The following is an 18,245-nucleotide window of genomic DNA, read 5'->3' on the forward strand; positions in this document are numbered from 1 at the left end:
CGACGTTCCCGCTCTGTAGGTACTCAATCACGGGACCGGACTTTCGCGGGATGTTTTGCCGGCGGACCCCCTCGACAGAACGGCGGATGCCCTCAACAGACCAACAGTCCGTGCGCGGTGCCGCTGGCCCGCAGACCGGCCAGGGCCTCCTGCACCCCGAGACGCGGCGGCGCCGGCAGGTCGTACGGCTGCCCGCGCAACACCTCGGTGGCGTGCCGGGTCGGTACCGAGGTGACCGGATAGCCCCGCGCCGCGATCCGGTCCAGGGCCCGGCGGCGGCGGCCGAACGACGCCACCGCCAGCCACTGCGGCAGTCCGGCCAGGGCCGGTGAACGCATGCCCGGCGGCTCGGGCAGCACGTCGACCGAACTGAACGCCGTACTGCCGGCCAGCCACCACTCCGCACCGGCCACCCGGCGACTGGTCGCGTTCTCGCACCAGTACGGCACCAGCCCCGCCCGGACCACCTGCCACGGGTCGATCAGCCGCCCGCACTCCACCACGCACCGGTCACCACTCTTGCCGGCGGCCCGCAGCCATCCCCGGTACACGTCCGCGGTCGACGCGCTGAGCGCCTCCGGCTCGGCGAAGAGCACCCGGTGCAGGGCGCTGTCGGCCTCCCGGACCCAGTCCAGCACGCTCTGCTCGAAGCCGGGCTCGATGCCGTGCTCGGCGTACCCCTGCGGACCGACCGGCGGTGGCGGTTCCCACCGCTGCGGATCGCCACCCGCGGTACGCAGCACCTGGTCCAGCGGCTCGCTGAGGATGCGGAAGTCGGCCGGCGTCATCCCGCTACCGGGACTGCCCAACTGGAACGCGTGTCCCTGCCCCTGGTCGGCGACCGGCCAGGTCCGTACGTCACGCAGCAGCAGCACGGGGGCACCCGGTGCCAGCCGCTCGTCGAGGAAGTTCCGGTACGCCTGCGGCAACTGCCGCCACCGCAGCACCAGGGACACGGTCGAACCGGCGAGCACCCCCCGTACCGCCGGGTCGTGCACCTGCCGGACCCGGATGCCCGGATTCGCCGCGACCAGCCGCTGCGCCACCTGGGCGCCGTACGCGTAGGACCCGGCCAGGTTGTCCACCGACCCCTGGGGCCACTGCACCGAGACCTCGAAACCGGCCGGAAGCCACGGCATGCCCAGGGCGGTGGCCAGGTGCACGGCGGCACCGCTGGGCGAACCGAGGACCACACCGGGAAACTCGCCGGCCGGATAGTGGTCCACCATCCACCGGGCCACCCACTCGGCGTCGACCTGCCCCACCTGGCGCACCGGCAGGGCCGCCCGACCGCCCGCGCGGGCCACCGCGGCCCGGCGTACCGCCTCCGGGGTGCCCGGAAACCGGGCCAGCATCGGCTGGTAGCCGAGATCGGCGCAGTCCTCGCCGCGCAGCGCCCGGGACGCCGCGGCGAGCAGCACCCGCGCCGGGCTGTCCAACGCCACTATCCGCCGCGGTCCGGGGACGTCGGGCCCACTCGCGGCCACCCATTCCTGCATCTCCCGCACCGGGACCCGCCCTTCATCCGTCCACTTGCCACACGCGGGCTTCCCGTCCGGATCGCGTTCAAACGACCTTTACGCAACCCTGCGTGACTAATCCGAGGACGGCACCCTTCTGGGCCACTGGCCCGTGAACGCACCGGCACGCCCCGGTCACCCGGTTGCGTACCGGGTGACCGCTTGCGTACCGCGCGTCGTCCCCGAACACGCGGGCGTGGAGTCGCCACCCGCACCCGCGACCCCGGTCAGGTCAGGTCGTCGCCGCCGTCGGCCCGCTCCCGGACCAGCTCGGCACGGGCCCGGCTGGCCACCTCGCCGCCGTCCTCCGCGCGGTCCGCCAGCAACCCGCGCAGGTCCGCGAACGGCTGGTCGGGCGGGGAGAGCGGCACCGAGGCGTCCACCACCGCCTCGATCAGGGTGGGCCGGTCGGCGGCGAGCGCCTCGTCCCAGGCCGCCCCCATCATCTCCGGCCGGTCGATGCGCAGCCCGTGCATGCCGAGCAGCCGGGCCCACCCCGCGTACGGGACGTCCGGCAGCCGCTGGGCCTCCGGCACCGCCACCTGTCCCGCCCCGCGCTGGGTCTGGCTCATCCCGGCCTGGTCACGGTTGTTCAGCACCAGCACGACAAACCGGGGATCGGCCCACTCGTGCCAACGGTTCGCCACCGTGACCAGCTCGGCCAGGCCGTTGAGCTGCATCGCCCCGTCACCGGCGAGGACAACCACGGGCCGGTCCGGCGCGGCCAACTTCGCCGCGATGCCGTACGGCAGGGAGCAGCCCGTGGCACCGAGGGTGCTGGACAGGTGTGCCGGCACACCCGGCGGCAGTTGCACGTGGCGGGCGTACCAGTAGGTCACCGAGCCGACGTCGACCGCGACCGCGCTGTCCCAGGGCAACCGGGGCGACAGCTCGCGCAGCACGTGCTGCGGGTTCATCGGCTCGGCCGGTGCGTCGGCCCGGGCCGTGGCATCGCTCCACCAGCGGTCGAAGGAGACCTCGATGGTCTCCCGCCACTCCCGGTTGGCCCGCTGCGGCACCCGGTCGAGCAGGGCGCGCAGCGTCTCCGCCGCGTCCCCGATCAACGGCACGTCCACCGGGTAACGGTTCGCCACCCGGCGGCCGTCGATGTCGATCTGGATCACGGCTGCCTGGCCGGGCATCGGGTAGTAGTCGGTCCACGGATCGTTCGTGCCGACCAGCAGGAGGGTGTCGCAACCGCCGAGCAGTTGCGCGCTCGCGGTGGTGCCCAACTCCCCCATCACCCCGGTGTGGAACGGCAGCCGCTCGTCGAGCACCGGCTTGCCGAGCAGCGAGGTGGTGATGCCGGCGCCGACCCGGTCGGCGAGGGCGACGATCTCGTCGGCCGCGCCGTAGCCGCCCTGCCCCACGAGCATCGCCACCCGCCGACCGGCGCCGAGCAACTGCGCCGCCGCGTTCAGGTCCTCCTCGTGCGGCATCACCCGGGCCGGGGGCAGCCCCGGCGCCATCGAGAACACGCCGTCCGACCGTGGCGGCAGATCGGGTACGGCGGCCGTCTGCAACTGCTGCGGCACGATCACGCAGGTCGGGCTCCGGGTCGCCACGGCGGTTCGGAAAGCCCGGTCGATCAGCGAGGGCACCTGCTCCGCGGTGCTCGCCACCCGGACGAACTCGCACACGTCGCTGAACAGGCGGAGCAGCTCGATCTCCCGGTACGCGGCGCCGTACGGGCCCTCCAACTGCTGGCCGACGATCGCCACCACGGGCTTGCCGTCGAGCTTGGCGTCGTACAGGCCGCCGAGCAGGTGGATCGCCCCCGGCCCCTGGGTGGCCAGGCAGACACCGACCCCGCCGCTGTACTTGGCATGCCCGGTGGCCATGAAACCGGCCGTCTCCTCGTGCCGCGCCTGGACGAAGGCGGGCTTGCCGCCGGCCCGTTGCAGCGCCGCGACGATCCCCTCGACGCCGTCACCGGAGGCACCGAAGACCCGCGGCACGTGCCACGCCCGCAGCCGCTCGACGAGCAGGTCCGCGACCACCCGGGTCGGCTCAGCCATCCGTCCTCCCCGGGGTGCTGGCGTCGGCGTACCGCAGGATCGCGCCCACGCCGTCGGGCAGTTCCGGCGCCTCGTCCGGCCCGAGTACGGTCAGCCCGGCGTCGGTGGCGACCAGTGCCCGGACCAGGGCGGCGTCGGCCCGTACGGGTTGCGGGTCGGCCACCGACATGGCGGTGAGCTGGTCCGGTCCGGTGGCGATGTCGGTCGGCTCCGGACCGATCCAGAGCTGGTCGGTGGAGGACGCGTCGTGGACCAGCAGCATGTTCTCGACCTGGCTGCGTTGCAGCGCGGTCACCACCGCGTCCATCCCGTTGCCGATCTGCTCCTGCATCCCGAACTTGTCCAGGGCGGCGTCGGCGTGCGCGGTCGCCACCTCGGCGATGGCCTGCACGGTCACGTCGTCGAGTGCGGAGTTGTCACTGCCGGCGGCCCGGAAACCCGCGTCGGTGTGCACGATCCGGTCCTGCCAGCGGGCCGGCAACTGGGCGGCGAGCATCGTCCGGGCCTGGGTGTCGCCTGCCACCACGACCACCTCGGCACCGACCGCGTCGGCGAGTTCGGCGGTGGCCGCCGCGGCGTCACCGGCGTTGCGTTTCCACGCGGTGAGGGCCGCCCGCTGGAAGTTCCCCTGCGACCATGCACCGGGCTTGACCCGACGGACCGGGAAGGTGTTGCCGCCGCCGACCTCGGCGCGTCTGGCCACCCCGCCGGCACTGACCCCGTCCACACTGGCTCCGGTGCGGTCGGCCAGTACGCGCACCCAGGGCACCTGTTCACCCCGCTGGGCGAGCAGCGGCATGGTGTGGGCCAGCGGTCCGTTCGCGGCGATGTCCTTCAGCGGCGGGGCGGACAGGTACTCGGTGAGCACCACCTCCCCGTCGGTGGCGAAGGCGGCGATGCCGTAGTCGCCCGCCATCGGGTCGTGTCCGCGTACCACGCTGTCGAGTGCCGCGACCGTCGCCGGGTCGGCCCGCTGCTGGGCCAGCCGTTCCCGCAGGGCGCGCCAGCGCAGGTCCAGCGCGGGCCGGGCGTCCTGACTGTCACGTGAGGCATCCAGGTAGACCGAGGCCCAGGGTCCCGGTCGGGCGTAGATCGGGCGCAGGAAGGACAGCTCCATGGTTGTCGACCCCTCTCCAACTCGCCGCTGGCATACCCGCGCCGTCCGGGTTGTCACCTGACCGCGATCACCGGAGGCGGGATTCACTCACTTTCCGCCCACCGGGGGCTACAGATACAATGCGTGAACCAAAGCGGACTCTCGGTGGTGAAAATGGACAGCGAGCTCTATCCCGAGCGAGTGGCGTACCGGCGTGGGCCGATCGTCACCGGCCGGGTCATCCGGTTGCTCGAGGGCTACTCACGCGAGATGCGGGTGCAGCAACCGATCGTCGTCGCGGTGCTCGCCACGGCCGGGGTGGCGCGGGTGATCCTGCTGCTGTTCGCCTCGCTGCTGCGGTCGGGGTCCGGAGCCGGGGCGCAGCGTCGCTGGAAGGAGCTGCGCAAGGGCCCGGAGTTCCTGGTCACGCCGTTGCGGATCCGGGACAGCGAGGGCGTGCTCTGCGAGATGGAGATCCACGGTCACCTGCCGCAGAGCGCCATCGAACCGGCCGACCACATCCAGGTGACCATCCGGCCGCAGAAGGACACGCAGCTCGCGCCGCGGGTGGAACGGATCGTGAACCTGACCACCGCGCAGCTGCTCACCCCGCGCCCACCGACCGTCTGGTCGCACCTGGGACCGGCGCTGCTGCTCCAGGCGATTTTCGGACTGCTGCTGATCGGTGCGATCGCCGCCTGCACAGTGGTCAACGGCTGACCGCGCCGGCCGAGCCGCCCGATGGTGACGGCGAGTCAGGCGACCGGAACCGGGGTCCGGGCCGGGGCGGGGTCGGACAGCAGGCCACGACGCCGGGCCCAGCGTTCGAAGCCGAGGGTGGCCAGCGGCGGGATCGCGCAGACCAGCGCCACCAGCGTCACCGACCAGCTCCATCGGCCCAGGCGGCTGACCAGCAGGACCAGTCCGACGTACGCGACGAAGAGTCCGCCGTGGATCGGGCCGAAGATCTGCACCCCGATCTCGTTCTCGGTGGGGCCGTACTTGAAGATCATCCCGGTCAGCAGCGCCAACCAGGAGATCGCCTCCGCGATCGCGGCCACCACGAACAGTTTCTGCGCCGTACGCCGCATCGACCCTCCTTCGACTTCCGACCCGTGATCGTACGCGAGCCCACGGTCGCCCCCGGCCGATACCGCCGTATCCGGGCTTCCCGCAGACCGGGAGGGGCCCGGTGGCGGGTGTGTCGGCTCGGTCCGGTCGGGGAACCATGTCGATCGAGACTTCCCTTGCGGCACCGGCCGTGCGAGGTTGGAACCACTCGGAGTAGCTGGATGGTGACCTGATGGGTGAAGAGGTTGGCCCGCGGACGTTCACGCGTGAGGACCGCGCGCGGTACCGGGAGAAGATCCGGCACTGCCTCGACGTCTTCGCCGAGATGCTGCGCGAGTCCCGGTTCGACGTCGACCGGCCGCTCACCGGGATGGAGATCGAACTCAACCTCGTCGACGACTACTCGATGCCCGCGATGCGCAACGCCGAGGTGCTGACCGCGGTCGCCGACCCGCAGTTCCAGACCGAACTGGGCCAGTTCAACGTCGAGATCAACGTCGCCCCGCGCCAACTCGCCGGCACCGGTACGGCCGACTTCGAATCCGACGTACGGGCCAGCCTGAACTCGGCGAACCTGAAGGCCCGTACGGTCGACACCCAACTGGTCATGATCGGCATCCTGCCGACGCTGCGGTCGGACCACCTCACCGTCGACGCACTGTCGGCGAACCCCCGCTACACCCTGCTCAACGAGCAGATCTTCGCCGCGCGCGGGGAGAACGTGGCGATCCGGATCGCCGGTGTGGAGCGGTTGGAGACCACCGCCGACACCATCACCCCCGAGGCCGCCTGCACCAGCACCCAGTTCCACGTACAGGTCAGTCCGGCCCAGTTCGCCGCGTACTGGAACGCCGCCCAGGCGATCGCCGGCGTCCAGATCGCGCTCGGGGCCAACGCACCGTTCCTGTTCGGCCGGGAACTCTGGCGGGAGACCCGGATTCCGCTGTTCGAGCAGTCCACCGACACCCGGCCGGAGGAAATCAAAGCCCAGGGCGTACGGCCGCGGGTGTGGTTCGGGGAACGCTGGATCACCTCGGTGTTCGACCTGTTCGAGGAGAACGTCCGCTACTTCCCGGCGCTCCTGCCGATCTGCGACGCCGAACAACCGGCGGCCACCCTGGCCCGCGGCGACATCCCCGCCCTGTCCGAACTGCGGCTGCACAACGGGACCGTCTACCGGTGGAACCGCCCGGTGTACGACGTGGTCCACGGGCGCCCGCACCTGCGGGTGGAGAACCGCGTGCTGCCGGCCGGGCCGACGGTGGTCGACACCATCGCCAACGCGGCCTTCTACTTCGGGCTGGTCCGCAGCCTGGCCGAGTCCGACCGCCCGCTCTGGTCGCAGATGTCGTTCAGTGCCGCCGAGGAGAACTTCCACACCTGCGCCCGGCAGGGCATCGCCGCCCATGTCTACTGGCCCGGTCTGGGCTACCTGCCGGTGACCGAACTGGTGCTGCGCCGCCTGCTGCCCCTGGCCCGCAGCGGCCTGGACCGGTGGGGGCTGGCGCCGGCCGAGTCCGACCGGCTGCTCGGCATCATCGAGCAGCGCTGCCTGACCGGGCGTAACGGCGCGACCTGGCAGGTGGCCACCCTGCACGAGCTGGAACGTGCCGGCGGACTCGACCGGTCGGCCGCGCTCTGCGAGGTGCTCCGGCGCTACATGCCGCTGATGCACAGCAACCAGCCCGTGCACGAGTGGCCGTACCCGGACTGACCCGGCTCAGGCCGTCAGGACCACCTTGTTGCAGTCCTTCTGCTTGTTCTTGAACATCTCGTACGCCTGCGGAGCCTCGTCCAGCGGCATCCGGTGGGTGACCACGAAGCTCGGGTCGATCTCGCCCCGGCGGATCCGGTCCAGCAGCGGCCGCAGGTAACGCTGGACGTGGCACTGACCGCTGCGCAGGGTCAGCGACCGGTTCATCAGCGAACCCATGGGAAACTTGTCGACGAACCCGCCGTAGACCCCGATGACCGAGACGATGCCGGCGTTCCTACAACTCATGATCGCCTCACGTAGCGCGTGCGGCCGGTCGGTCTCCAGCCGTACCGCCTGCTTGCCCCGGTCGTACGCGTTGATCGCACCCGACGGGTGGTGCGACTCCGTTCCCACCGCGTCGATGCAGGCGTCCGGCCCACGGCCGGCGGTCAGCTCCCGCAGCGCCTCGAGCACGTCGGTCTGCTCGTAGTTGATGATCTCCGCGCCGGTGTTCTCCTGAGCGATCCGCAGCCGTTGCGGGTACCGGTCGATGGCGATCACCCGCTCCGCGCCGAGCATCCGCGCGCTGGCCATGGCGAACTGCCCCACCGGGCCGGCGCCCCAGACCGCGATGACGTCGCCACGTTGGATGTCGCACATCTCCGCACCCATGTAGCCGGTCGGGAAGATGTCGGACAGGAAGAGCACCTGCTCGTCCCGGAAATCGCCCTCGATCTTGATCGGGCCGACGTCGGCGAACGGAACGCGGGCGTACTCGGCCTGCCCGCCGGCGAAACCACCGAGCATGTGCGAGTAGCCGTAGACACCGGCCGGCGCGTGGCCCATCACCATCTCCGCCAGAGCCGCGTTCGGGTTCGAGTTCTCGCAGACCGAGAAGAAGCCGTGCGTACAGGCGGCGCAGTGACCGCAGGCGATCGGGAACGGCACCACGACCCGGTCACCGACGCGCAGGTTGCGGACCTCCCGACCCAGCTCGACCACCTCGCCCATGAACTCGTGGCCGAGGATGTCGCCCTTCTTCATGGTCGGGATGTAGCCGTCGTACAGGTGCAGGTCGGAGCCGCAGATCGCGGTCGAGGTGATCCGGATGATGGCATCCCGATCACTGAGGATCCGTGGGTCCGGCACCTCGCGTACCTCGACGGTGTTGCGGCCCATCCAGCAGTTCGCTCGCATCGTGGCTCCCCCGTTCGCCGGACCGCTACCGATCCCTCATCCGGCCAGTGGCTGGGCCGGGCGCCGCATCATGTGTCGACGGAGATCCGTACCGTCCGGGCTGCTGTCCGACCGCACGATCTCGCCCGTCTCGATCACCTGCTTGAACCGGCGCAGATCATCCTTGACCTGCTGCGTCGGCTCCTCACCGAAGAGCTTGGCGACCATCCGTCCGAGCTTGCCGGCGGGCGGCGCGTAGCCCAGTTCCACCCTGACCTCGGTGCCCCGTCCACCGGGAACCGTGACGAACCGCACCCGGCCCGCGTTCGGCACCAGCGTGCCGGGCAGCGAGCGCCAGGCGAGCACCTCGGACGGCCGGTCCTCGACGATCTCGGCGTCCCAGTACACGCTGCGCCCCGCCGGCGCTTTGGCCGTCCACCGGGACCGCCCGTCGCCGCCCACCCGTACCGACTCCAGGTGGCGCATGAAGCGGGGCAGGTTGGCGAGGTCCCGCCAGAACCGGTAGACCTCGTCGGGGGGTCGGTTGACCGTCACCGACGCCCGCAGCCGCATCACCCGTCCGTTGGCCCGAGCGGCGCGGGTCGCCAACACAGCGGCGAAGAGGTCGAGCGCGGTGACGGCGCCGATGACGCCCGTGGTCACGCTCAGCCGCCGGCGCCGCTCGCGGTCGCCCGTCCTCAGGGCCAGACCGAGCACACTCAGGTCCATCGCGTCCCCGGCGACCCGGGTCCAGGTCCACAGCGCCGGCCGTCGCCCGCTGAGCAACCCGGCGGCACTGCCCAACTCGCGTGCCCCCACGCCTCGCAGGACGGTCTGGTGGTCCGGGAGGTGGTCCAGACCGGCGATCTCGGCGAGCCGGTCCGGTACGGCCAACAGCGCGACGCCGAGTCCGGCGCTGAGGACACCGAGCAACCGGGGCATCGGCCCCGTCCCCCTGGTGGCCACCTCGGGCGGTTCCTCCGCCGATCCGGCCCCGTCTGCGCCACCCACCCGTCACACCTCTCGCCGTGGCCCCGCTCGTCGAGCAGACCGACCCGGACGGCGGGTCGCCCGTGCTCGACGACCGCCGCCGTACGCCCTCACCACAAGCTAACCTGCGGTTCTTGGCGCGCCGGGTGAACGCGGAACAAGCACCCGACCGGGCCGGCGGCCATCCGGACCGGAGGTGGTCCACCCCCGCCGGTCATGGTCGAACGACGGTGGACGATCGACCCGATCGGAGGATGCTCGGTCACCACTGTGGAGGCGGTTGACGGACGCCCGGCCGAGGTGCCGGTGTCGTCGGTCACCTTCGGGCTTTTCGGGATGCGGATCCGGCCCGCGTGCACTTTCCTTGTACGTGGGGTCGCGTGCCGCGGTGTGGCGGTGGGACGGCCCGCCCGGCCGGTTCGGCCGCACCCCTTCCCGCTCTTCTTCTGCCGGCACCGGTGCCGGCATGCCCACTCTCGCTTGGACGGAGACGAATGTGACGCCCCGACGGGTCGGCGAGCACCTCGCGAACGGTTCAACCACCCCGGACCTCCCCTGCCGCCCCATCCCCACCTCGCGGCCGCACATCGGGCTGCCGACCGCCTCCGGCGGTCCGGTCGAGGGCCGGCAGCGGATTCTGATGCTCTCCTGGGAATACCCACCCGTCCTCGTCGGCGGACTCGGCCGACACGTCCACGCCCTCTCCGTCGCCCTCGCCGCCGCCGGCCACGACGTCACCGTCATCACCCGCCACGCCGACAACGCCCCCTACGAGGAATACGCCGACGGCGTCCGCATCATCCGCGCCCCCGAAGACCCCGTCACCTTCCCCCTCGCCACCGACTCCCTCCTCGCCTGGACCATGGCCTTCAACCACACCCTCACCCGCGCCGCCCTCCGCGCCAACAACACCAGCACCGGCTACGACGTCATCCACGCCCACGACTGGCTCGTCGCCCACACCGCCATCAACCTCAAAGAACACCTCGACATCCCCCTCGTCACCACCATCCACGCCACCGAAGCCGGCCGACACCAAGGCTGGCTCCCCGGCGACATGAACAAATCCATCCACTCCATGGAATGGTGGCTCAGCCACGAATCCAGCCGCGTCATCACCTGCTCCGGCTACATGCGCGACCAGGTCAACAACCTCTTCAACCTCCCCACCACCCAGATCGACGTCGTACCCAACGGGGTGGAGACGCACCGGTGGAAGGCGAGTGCCGCCGCTGTCGCCGCCGCCCGCAAGCGCTTCGCCGGAGACGGCCCGCTGGTCACCTTCGCCGGCCGCCTGGTGTACGAGAAGGGCGTCCAGCACCTCATCGCGGGACTGCCCCGGCTGCGCCGGGAGCACCCCGGACTGCGCCTGGTCATCGCCGGCGACGGCCCGTACCGGGGTGAGCTGGAGGCCGACATCGACCGGCTCGGGGTACGGGGGGCGGTCACCATGCCCGGCTTCCTCGGCGGATCGGACCTGCCCGCGATGATGGCGGCGTCGGACTGCTTCGCGGTGCCGAGCATCTACGAGCCGTTCGGCATGGTCGCGCTGGAGGGTGCGGCAGCCGGGGCCCCGCTCGCGGTCGCCGCCACCGGTGGGCTCGCCGAGATCGTCGAGACCGGGGTGACCGGGATGACCTTCGAGCCGAAGGACCCGGACGCGCTCGCGGACGCCGTACACGCCCTGCTGGCCGACAGTGACCGCGCGCGGGAGCTGGCCCGCCGGGCCCGGCGGATGGTGGCCGACGACTACGGGTGGGCGTCGATCGCACAGCGCACCGCCGCCACCTACGCCACCGCGATCGACAAGGCCTCGGCGTTCACCACCGAGCAGGCGGCGCACCGGTTGGCGCACGGCCGGCCGGTGCTGGACATCCCGGCGGGGAACCTGCTCGCCGCCGTCGGCGTGCGCTGACCGCAAAACGGTCCCGGTACGACTCCGGCCGCCGATGCCCGAGGGCGTCGGCGGCCGGTGGTGTCACGGCTCAGAGTTGTACCGGTGGCACCGTTCAGCGCTGGTCGACCGGGACGAACGCCCGCTCGCCGGCACCGGTGTAGAGCTGCCGCGGACGGCCGATCTTGGTCTCCGGGTCCGAGATCATCTCGCGCCACTGGGCGATCCAGCCGGGCAGCCGGCCGAGCGCGAAGAGCACGGTGAACATCTTGGTCGGGAACCCCATGGCCTTGTAGATCAGGCCGGTGTAGAAGTCCACGTTCGGGTAGAGCCGACGCGACACGAAGAAGTCGTCGGCGAGCGCGATCTCCTCGAGCTGCAGCGCGAGGTCGAGCAGCGGATCGGGCTTGTTCATCCGGGCGAGTACGTCCTGCGCGGCCTTCTTGACGATGGCCGCCCGCGGGTCGTAGTTCTTGTAGACCCGGTGGCCGAAGCCCATCAGCTTGACGCCCTGCTCCTTGGCCTTGACCCGGCGGACGAAGGCCTGAACGTCCCCGCCGTCGGCGCGGATGCCCTCCAGCATCTCCAGTACCGCCTGGTTCGCGCCCCCGTGCAGGGGACCGAAGAGCGCGTTCACGCCGGCCGAGACCGAGGCGAACAGGTTGGCCTGGCTGGAGCCGACCAGCCGGACGGTGGAGGTGGAGCAGTTCTGCTCGTGGTCGGCGTGCAGCACGAACAGCATGTCGAGGACGCGGGCGACAACCGGGTCGACCTCGTACTCCTCCGCCGGTACGCCGAACGTCAGCCGCAGGAAGTTCTCCACGTACCCGAGGGAGTTGTCCGGGTAGAGCTGCGCCTGACCGATCGACTTCTTGTACGCGTACGACGCGATCGTCGGCACCTTGGCCATCAGGCGCACGGTGGAGATCTCGACGTGCTCCTGGTCGAACGGGTCCAGGCTGTCCTGGTAGAAGGTCGAGATGGCGCTCACCGCCGAGGAGAGCACCGCCATCGGGTGCGCGTCGCGCGGGAACCCGTCGAAGAACCGCCGCATTTCTTCGTGGAGCAGCGAGTGCCGGCGGATCCATTCACTGAACTCGGTGAGCTGCTGGGCGGTGGGCAGCTCGCCGTAGATCAGCAGGTACGAGACCTCCAGGAACGAGGCCTTCTCCGCCAGCTGGTCGATGGGGTATCCGCGGTAGCGGAGAATGCCCGCATCTCCGTCGATGTAGGTGATCTCCGAGGAGCAGGCGGCGGTGTTGACGAAACCCGGGTCGTAGGTGACGTACCCGGTCTCCCCCAACAGCTTGCCGACGCCGATCCCGGACGGGCCCTCGACAGCGGGCCGCACCGGCATAGACAGTTGCCCGCCGGGGTGGTCGAGCTTGACATCCGTCATGTGGTTCCTCGCTTCGGCGGCAAAATCTTCGTTGAATTGCCTCTGTTCCTACGGTAATCGTGGCGCGGAACCAACACCTGGCCATGGTCGAGCGGTGAGGGATGCGTCACGCATCACCCCACTTGCGAAACTGTCGCCTTGAATGTCGCCTAAGTCACAGGCGTAACCGGCGCAACTCGGCACCGTCGCTGACCAGGAACAACTCCAGTTTGTTCGCACCGGGGACGAACAGCGACTCGTCGCTCACCAGGGCACCGAAGCGACGACCGTTCTTGTCCGGGTCGACCACCGGGACAACCGCCCCGATCCGGCCGTTGACCGCGACCGCGATCCTGGCGCCGGTACGCACCGAGTCCGGGACCGTGCCGCAGACCAGCGCGGGCAGCCGCCCGCCGTTCGGGTCGATGTTGTCGAAGGCGTCCCGATTGATCACGCTGACCCCGGTCCGGTCGTCGCTGACCGGCAGGTCAGCGACCCGACGCCCGATCAGCTCGGGTGACGGGGGCGCGGGCAGCTTCGGCCGGGCGGCGCCGCTGAGCACGTCGGCGAAGGTCTCGCCGGGGAGCTGCAGGGCGAACGTGGGCTGGTCGTGGAACCGTTTCTCCGTCCGCTCCCGGCTGACGTCCGGCGCGACCAGACCGTCGACCGACCAGGGAATCCGGACCTGCGCCCGGTCGGCGATGGTCGGCAGCAGGTCGACGTGCTCCCAGTTGCGGTCGTCGATCCGCCCGTCCCGCTGCCCCGGCTCCTTGACGAACAACGGTACCCAGGCCACCTCGCCGGGGGACCGGTCGATCGACGCCCGGCCCCGCCCCTGGACCCCGGGCGTGAAGCTGAGGCCGTGGTCGGCGGTCACCACCACCAGGGCGTCGTCGTAGAGCCCGGACTCACGCAGCGTACGGAGGGTCTCACCGATCAACCGGTCGGTGTACCCGAGTTGCAGCAGGTGACGCTGGCGGGCCAGTTCCACCCAACCGTCACCGTCGTTGGGCATGCCCGGCGGTGAGTCGTACCGCATGCCCGACGGGAGGTAGTTCCACGGGGTGTGCGGCATGAGCAGGTGCAGGAAGTGCAGCGTGGGCCGTTCGGCGGGACGCAGGTCGGCGAGGAACCGGGTGAACCGGGCCGGCTGGTTGACGTCCAGTTCTCCCCACCGGAACCTCGGGTCGGTCGGTGCCGGCTGTTGCTCCTGCTCCTCGAGTTCCGCCTCCTGGCGGGTGGCCTCCCGGTACGACGACTCCGGGTCGTCGGGTACGTCGACGGGCGAGACGATCTGGCGGAGCAGTCCGACGCTCTCCCGCAGCAGGACCTGGAGACCACCGCGGACCGGCGTTTCGCGCCGCGCACACTCGCTCGGCGGGCAGAGCTGGCTGATGCTCTCCTGGACCTTGAGGTCGTAGGTTCCGCCCAGCAGGGTGAACAGGTTGTCCGGGTACTGCGAGTAGTGCGGTGCCCGCGCCGACGACGGGTAGCGGCCGGTCAGCATCGCCGGCAGCGCGTACGGGGTCCACCCGCTCACCCCGGTGGCGTTGCGGTACCAGGTCGATCCGCCGGCCAGTGCGGCGAAGTTGGGGAACCGGGTCGCGTCGATCGTCCCGCCCTCGCCGAGCAGCGAGACCAGCGGCAACTCGTCCAGGACGAGCATCACCACCGGTGGATGGCTGGCCGACTCGTGCGCGGCGCCGGGACCCGAGCCGCGCTCGGCCGGCAGCACGACCGCCGAGGCCGGCGAGGCGAAGACGAAGAGCAGGACAAAAACCAGCGGGCCGGCGGCGGCGATCCGCAGTAGCTGTCCGGCCGCCCGCCAGCGCCGGTACGCGTACGCCCCGGCGGCGCCGACGAGCAGCGCGACCAGTGCCAACGGCAGCCCTCGCCAGGGCAGCAGGTGTTTGCCGACCTGGATCGCGAGCGCGGCGAGCAGCAGCCCCAGCGACACGGTGTGCACGACGCCCCGGACCACCGGCCCGATCAGCCGGGTGAGCGCGCCGACCCCCCAGACCAGCACCGGGATCGGGACGGTGAAGGCGGCCACCAGCAGCAGGATCTCCACCGGCCCGGCGCCGTAGAAGAGGAAGAAGTCGGGGCTGCGTCCGGTGACGTCGAGCAGCGGCTGGGTGATCACCAGCCCGCAGAGTGCCACGATCTCCAGGAACGCGGGAAGTTCCGAGCGCCACCAGCGGGACAGCCGGCCCCGGCTACGCGGGGTGGCCGGGTCAGCCACGCGGCACCCCGACGTAGAGCGTCCGGGTGCCCGACGGAAGTTCCTCCCGTGCGGTGATGTCGCACCGCCGGGCCAGCAACCGTTCGAACTCCTCCCGGCGGTAGTCCGGAAAGAGACCGGCCGGCTTGTTGGCCAGCAGCCGCCGGGCCATCGGGTCCTCCGGGTGGACGAACTCGGCCACCAGCCGACCGCGCGGACCGGCGGTCGCCAGGAATCCGACCAGCCAGTCGACAACCCGGGGCAGCGGCACGTTGCGGCCGATGGCCAGGTGGTGGATCACGGCCAGGGCGAGCACCGCGTCGACATCGGCGCGGGCCGCGAAGGAGGCCCGTTCGACACCGCCCCAACCCCCGCCGGGCGAGGGGTCGGCCAGGTCGAGCACCAGCGGCAGGATCCGCCGTTCACCGTCGGCCCGCAGGCGCCGGTAGAGGTGCTCGACCACCGCCGGATCGCTCTCCGCCGCCACCACGTACGCGGCGTGCCGGGCGGCGAGGCGGGAGTAGTCGCCGTCGTTGGCGCCCAGGTCGAGCACGAGTCGCGGGGCCGCCCCGGCCAGCGCCGACTCGACGAAACGCTCCTTGCGCTCCCGATCGGCGTCGGAGTAGCCACAGGTCTGGCGGTACTGCTCCCAGTGACTCGCCGGGGGCTGCCAGTCCAGCCGGCGGACCAGCTTCTCCACCGCCCGTACGCCCGACAGCACCAGGTCCCGCGAGAAGCCGGCGTCGCGCAGTTCGGCCCGGACCGTCCCGGTGCTCGCGTCGGCGTGCCGGGCCTGCATCGCGTCGTGCAGGTACACGTGCTTGAGGACGCCCGCGGAGAACCGGCGGGTGCCGCCGAAGACCCGGCGCATCTGGCCGGGTTCGACGCCGTCGATCCGGGATCGCAGCCAGGGCTGGAAGTCCAGGTCGAGGTGGGCCTGCAACATCAGCGGGTAGAGCAGGGTCTGGCAGAACTGCCGGTAGCCGGCCCAGGGCTCGCCGTCGCGCGCCCGTTCGAAGGAACCGATGTCGATGAAGACCGGCGTGGCGCCCCGCCACTGCAGGTTGTACGCCGAACCGTCCTTGGTCGTGAACCCGCAGTCCAACGCGGCGGTGAGGATCTCCAGGTGCAGCAGCGCCGCGTCCCGGAGCATCCCGAACGACCACTCGTACGGGTAGGAGACGAACGGTATCCGCTCGTGCCGCAGCACCGTGTCCCAGGAGGTGTCGTCGGGCATCGACAGGATGTCCCGGTCGACGGGTTCGGTGCCGCAGACCTTGCCGGCGGTGAGCAGGGGTGGGAAGAACTCGCTGGCCGCCAGCGCGTGCCAGTCCTCGGTGGCCCGCCGGTCGAGCCCGCGCAGCACCTGCCCGTCGAGGTAGAAGACCCGGTTGCCGGGGTCGCGGAACGAGCTCGGCTCCGCGCGTACGCCGGCCTCCGATGTGGAAAGTGGTGGCGGGGACATCTGCGACCGGGCCCCGCTCTCAGTCCTTCTCGGCCGGCTGCCGGCGCAACCGGCCGACCAGCCGGCGCCAGTACAGCTTGGCCGCGACGGCGACCCCGGCGGCACCACCGATCACCGCCTGCACGATGAGACTGCCGGATCCGGCATCCAGATAGGCCAGGTCCATCTCGGCCGCCCCTTTCATTTTCGTCCCGCATGTTGATACGTCGGACGGCACCACGAGCCCACCGCGCCGGCCGGGAGCCGTCCGCGTCGGCGTGTCGCGAAGGGTCGTCCAGTGCCGGCAACCCCCTGCTCATCTGGGCTTCAGGTGCCGTTAACCACACCGTACGCCGGAGATCGCCTGCTCGCACTCGCACTGCGGACCTGGTGCAGGGTGTCCGATTCGCACTCCACGAACGGGTGTCCGATTCCTTCAAGACCGGCGGCGACCGGCGACCCTAGGGTGGGGCAATGCCACCTCAACTGGATGTGATTGCCCTGGTCGTTGCCGACATGGGCCGCTCGCTGACCTTCTACCGCCGCCTCGGGTTGGAGATCCCGGCCGACTCGGACGGAGATCCGCACGTGGAGGCACTTCTTCCCGGCGGGCTGCGTCTGGCCTGGGACACCGCGGAGATGACCTCCTCGATCGACCCGAGCTGGTCCATGCCCACGGGCCACGGTCGGATCACTCTCGCCTTCCGGTGCGAGAACCCCGCCGAGGTCGACTCGGCGTACGCCGAGATGACCGAGGCCGGCTACACCGGGCATCTCAAACCCTGGGACGCCTTCTGGGGCCAGCGCTACGCCACCCTGCTCGACCCGGACGGCAACGGGGTGGACCTCTTCGCCCCGCTCACCTGACCGCGCCGAGAGCTCCAACCCGGTCTACCGCTCGCGGCTTCGGTGACCCGATCACCGGCACGATCCCGGGCGGCTAGGTGATCAGGTCGCGGGGTGGGACGCCGGTCAGCGCCCGGATCTCCCGGGACAGGTGCGGCTGGTCGGCGTAGCCGGTCCGTACCGCGGTGTCGGCGGCCGGCACTCCGGCCCGGAGCAACGCCACGGCCCGCTGCATGCGCAGGATCCGGGCCAGTGTCTTCGGCCCGTAGCCGAACAGCGCCCGGCTGCGCCGGTGGAGTTGGCGGGGGCCGAGGCCGAGGTCGGCGGCGGTGCCGGCCACGTCGTCACCGGCATCCAACCGGGCGACCACCGTACGGGCGATCGGGTCGGGGCCACCACCGTCACCCAGCCGGGCCGCCGCCACCGACTCCAGCAGGCGTTCGGGGCGGTCCGCGTACGCGACCCGCTCGTCGAGCTCACGGGTGCGGGAGTCGGACCAGAGCGCGGTGAGCGGGACCCGCTGGTCGCGCAGCTCGTACGCGGGCAGACCGAACACGGCTGGCCCGGTGCCGGGCGGGAACCGCAGTCCGACGTACCGCTCCCCCGTGGCGGTCCCGACCTGGGCGGTGGTGTCCGGCCCGGCCACCAGCAGCCCGTGCCGCTCCGACCAGATCAGGTCCATGCACCCGTCGGGCAGGACCCGGACCGGTGCCGCCCCCGGCGTCGCCGTGCTCCACCACAGGACGGCCCCGCGCACCAGCGCGGAGGTGGTCTCCCGGTACATGTCCCCCAGCCTGCCAGCACCGGCGACCGGCCTGGTCTGCGGCCCGCCGGGACCCGGCCAGGTGGGTCGGAATGCGGTGCTCGTGCCGCTGGTGCGTCTTCCGGCACTGCC

Annotated in this window: 15 protein-coding genes; 4 read left to right on the forward strand and 11 right to left on the reverse strand. The window is 71.3% G+C overall.

Going from position 1 to position 18,245, the window contains the following annotated elements; genetic code table 11:
• Nucleotides 1-92 precede the first annotated feature (92 nt).
• The 3 genes from OIE47_RS34350 to OIE47_RS34360 all read right to left on the reverse strand — a co-directional run bounded on the left by OIE47_RS34350 (nt 93) and on the right by OIE47_RS34360 (nt 4,655).
• Nucleotides 93-1,499, reverse strand: a complete 1,407-nt coding sequence (locus OIE47_RS34350; protein ID WP_326558704.1) for a hypothetical protein — start codon at nt 1,497-1,499, stop codon at nt 93-95.
• Nucleotides 1,500-1,747: 248 nt separating this feature from the next.
• Nucleotides 1,748-3,538: a thiamine pyrophosphate-requiring protein gene (locus OIE47_RS34355; RefSeq protein WP_326558705.1), complete on the reverse strand. Its 1,791-nt coding sequence runs from the start codon at nt 3,536-3,538 to the stop codon at nt 1,748-1,750.
• Nucleotides 3,531-4,655 carry a baeRF2 domain-containing protein gene (locus tag OIE47_RS34360; protein WP_326558706.1) on the reverse strand — a complete coding sequence of 375 codons (1,125 nt, stop codon included), beginning with the start codon at nt 4,653-4,655 and terminating at the stop codon, nt 3,531-3,533. The genes OIE47_RS34355 and OIE47_RS34360 overlap by 8 nt, the downstream gene beginning before the upstream one ends.
• Before the next feature lie 144 nt (nt 4,656-4,799).
• Between OIE47_RS34360 and OIE47_RS34365 the strand changes: the two genes are divergently transcribed.
• Nucleotides 4,800-5,354, forward strand: a complete 555-nt coding sequence (locus tag OIE47_RS34365; RefSeq protein WP_326563319.1) for a hypothetical protein — start codon at nt 4,800-4,802, stop codon at nt 5,352-5,354.
• Between the two features lie 35 nt (nt 5,355-5,389).
• Here the strand turns inward: OIE47_RS34365 and OIE47_RS34370 are convergent, their stop codons facing one another.
• Entirely contained in the window at nt 5,390-5,725 is a 336-nt protein-coding gene (locus tag OIE47_RS34370) for a DUF3817 domain-containing protein (RefSeq protein ID WP_326558707.1), read from the reverse strand.
• Nucleotides 5,726-5,937: 212 nt separating this feature from the next.
• On the opposite strand from OIE47_RS34370, the gene OIE47_RS34375 reads away from it, so the two are divergent.
• Complete coding sequence (locus OIE47_RS34375; protein WP_326558708.1) at nt 5,938-7,419, forward strand: glutamate--cysteine ligase; 1,482 nt, start codon at nt 5,938-5,940, stop codon at nt 7,417-7,419.
• A 6-nt stretch (nt 7,420-7,425) separates the two neighbouring features.
• On the opposite strand, the gene OIE47_RS34380 is transcribed toward OIE47_RS34375, so the two are convergent.
• The gene (locus OIE47_RS34380) at nt 7,426-8,598 is read right to left on the reverse strand and encodes a zinc-dependent alcohol dehydrogenase (RefSeq protein WP_326558709.1); all 1,173 of its coding nucleotides are present in this window, start codon (nt 8,596-8,598) and stop codon (nt 7,426-7,428) included.
• A gap of 36 nt (nt 8,599-8,634) precedes the next feature.
• Complete coding sequence (locus OIE47_RS34385) at nt 8,635-9,588, reverse strand: SRPBCC family protein (protein WP_326558710.1); 954 nt, start codon at nt 9,586-9,588, stop codon at nt 8,635-8,637.
• Nucleotides 9,589-10,063: 475 nt separating this feature from the next.
• On the opposite strand from OIE47_RS34385, the gene OIE47_RS34390 reads away from it, so the two are divergent.
• The gene (locus OIE47_RS34390; RefSeq protein WP_442792202.1) at nt 10,064-11,482 is read left to right on the forward strand and encodes a glycosyltransferase family 4 protein; all 1,419 of its coding nucleotides are present in this window, start codon (nt 10,064-10,066) and stop codon (nt 11,480-11,482) included.
• A 94-nt stretch (nt 11,483-11,576) separates the two neighbouring features.
• Here OIE47_RS34390 and OIE47_RS34395 read toward each other — a convergent pair whose 3' ends face one another.
• The 4 genes from OIE47_RS34395 to OIE47_RS34410 all read right to left on the reverse strand — a co-directional run bounded on the left by OIE47_RS34395 (nt 11,577) and on the right by OIE47_RS34410 (nt 16,691).
• Nucleotides 11,577-12,860: a citrate synthase gene (locus OIE47_RS34395; protein WP_326558711.1), complete on the reverse strand. Its 1,284-nt coding sequence runs from the start codon at nt 12,858-12,860 to the stop codon at nt 11,577-11,579.
• Nucleotides 12,861-13,014: 154 nt separating this feature from the next.
• Nucleotides 13,015-15,081: a sulfatase-like hydrolase/transferase gene (locus OIE47_RS34400; RefSeq protein ID WP_326558712.1), complete on the reverse strand. Its 2,067-nt coding sequence runs from the start codon at nt 15,079-15,081 to the stop codon at nt 13,015-13,017.
• The gene (locus tag OIE47_RS34405) at nt 15,074-16,525 is read right to left on the reverse strand and encodes a class I SAM-dependent methyltransferase (protein ID WP_326558713.1); all 1,452 of its coding nucleotides are present in this window, start codon (nt 16,523-16,525) and stop codon (nt 15,074-15,076) included. The genes OIE47_RS34400 and OIE47_RS34405 overlap by 8 nt, the downstream gene beginning before the upstream one ends.
• Before the next feature lie 19 nt (nt 16,526-16,544).
• A complete protein-coding gene (locus OIE47_RS34410; protein WP_326558714.1) occupies nt 16,545-16,691 on the reverse strand; it encodes a hypothetical protein in 147 nt (48 codons plus the stop codon).
• 287 nt (nt 16,692-16,978) lie between these two features.
• On the opposite strand from OIE47_RS34410, the gene OIE47_RS34415 reads away from it, so the two are divergent.
• On the forward strand, nt 16,979-17,371 hold the full coding sequence (locus OIE47_RS34415) for a VOC family protein (RefSeq protein ID WP_326558715.1): 393 nt from the start codon (nt 16,979-16,981) through the stop codon (nt 17,369-17,371).
• Between the two features lie 73 nt (nt 17,372-17,444).
• Here the strand turns inward: OIE47_RS34415 and OIE47_RS34420 are convergent, their stop codons facing one another.
• Nucleotides 17,445-18,134 carry a helix-turn-helix transcriptional regulator gene (locus OIE47_RS34420; RefSeq protein ID WP_326558716.1) on the reverse strand — a complete coding sequence of 230 codons (690 nt, stop codon included), beginning with the start codon at nt 18,132-18,134 and terminating at the stop codon, nt 17,445-17,447.
• Nucleotides 18,135-18,245 lie beyond the last annotated feature (111 nt).

Origin of the sequence: Micromonospora sp. NBC_01796 (assembly GCF_035917455.1) — a bacterium.
Taxonomy (GTDB): domain Bacteria; phylum Actinomycetota; class Actinomycetes; order Mycobacteriales; family Micromonosporaceae; genus Micromonospora_G.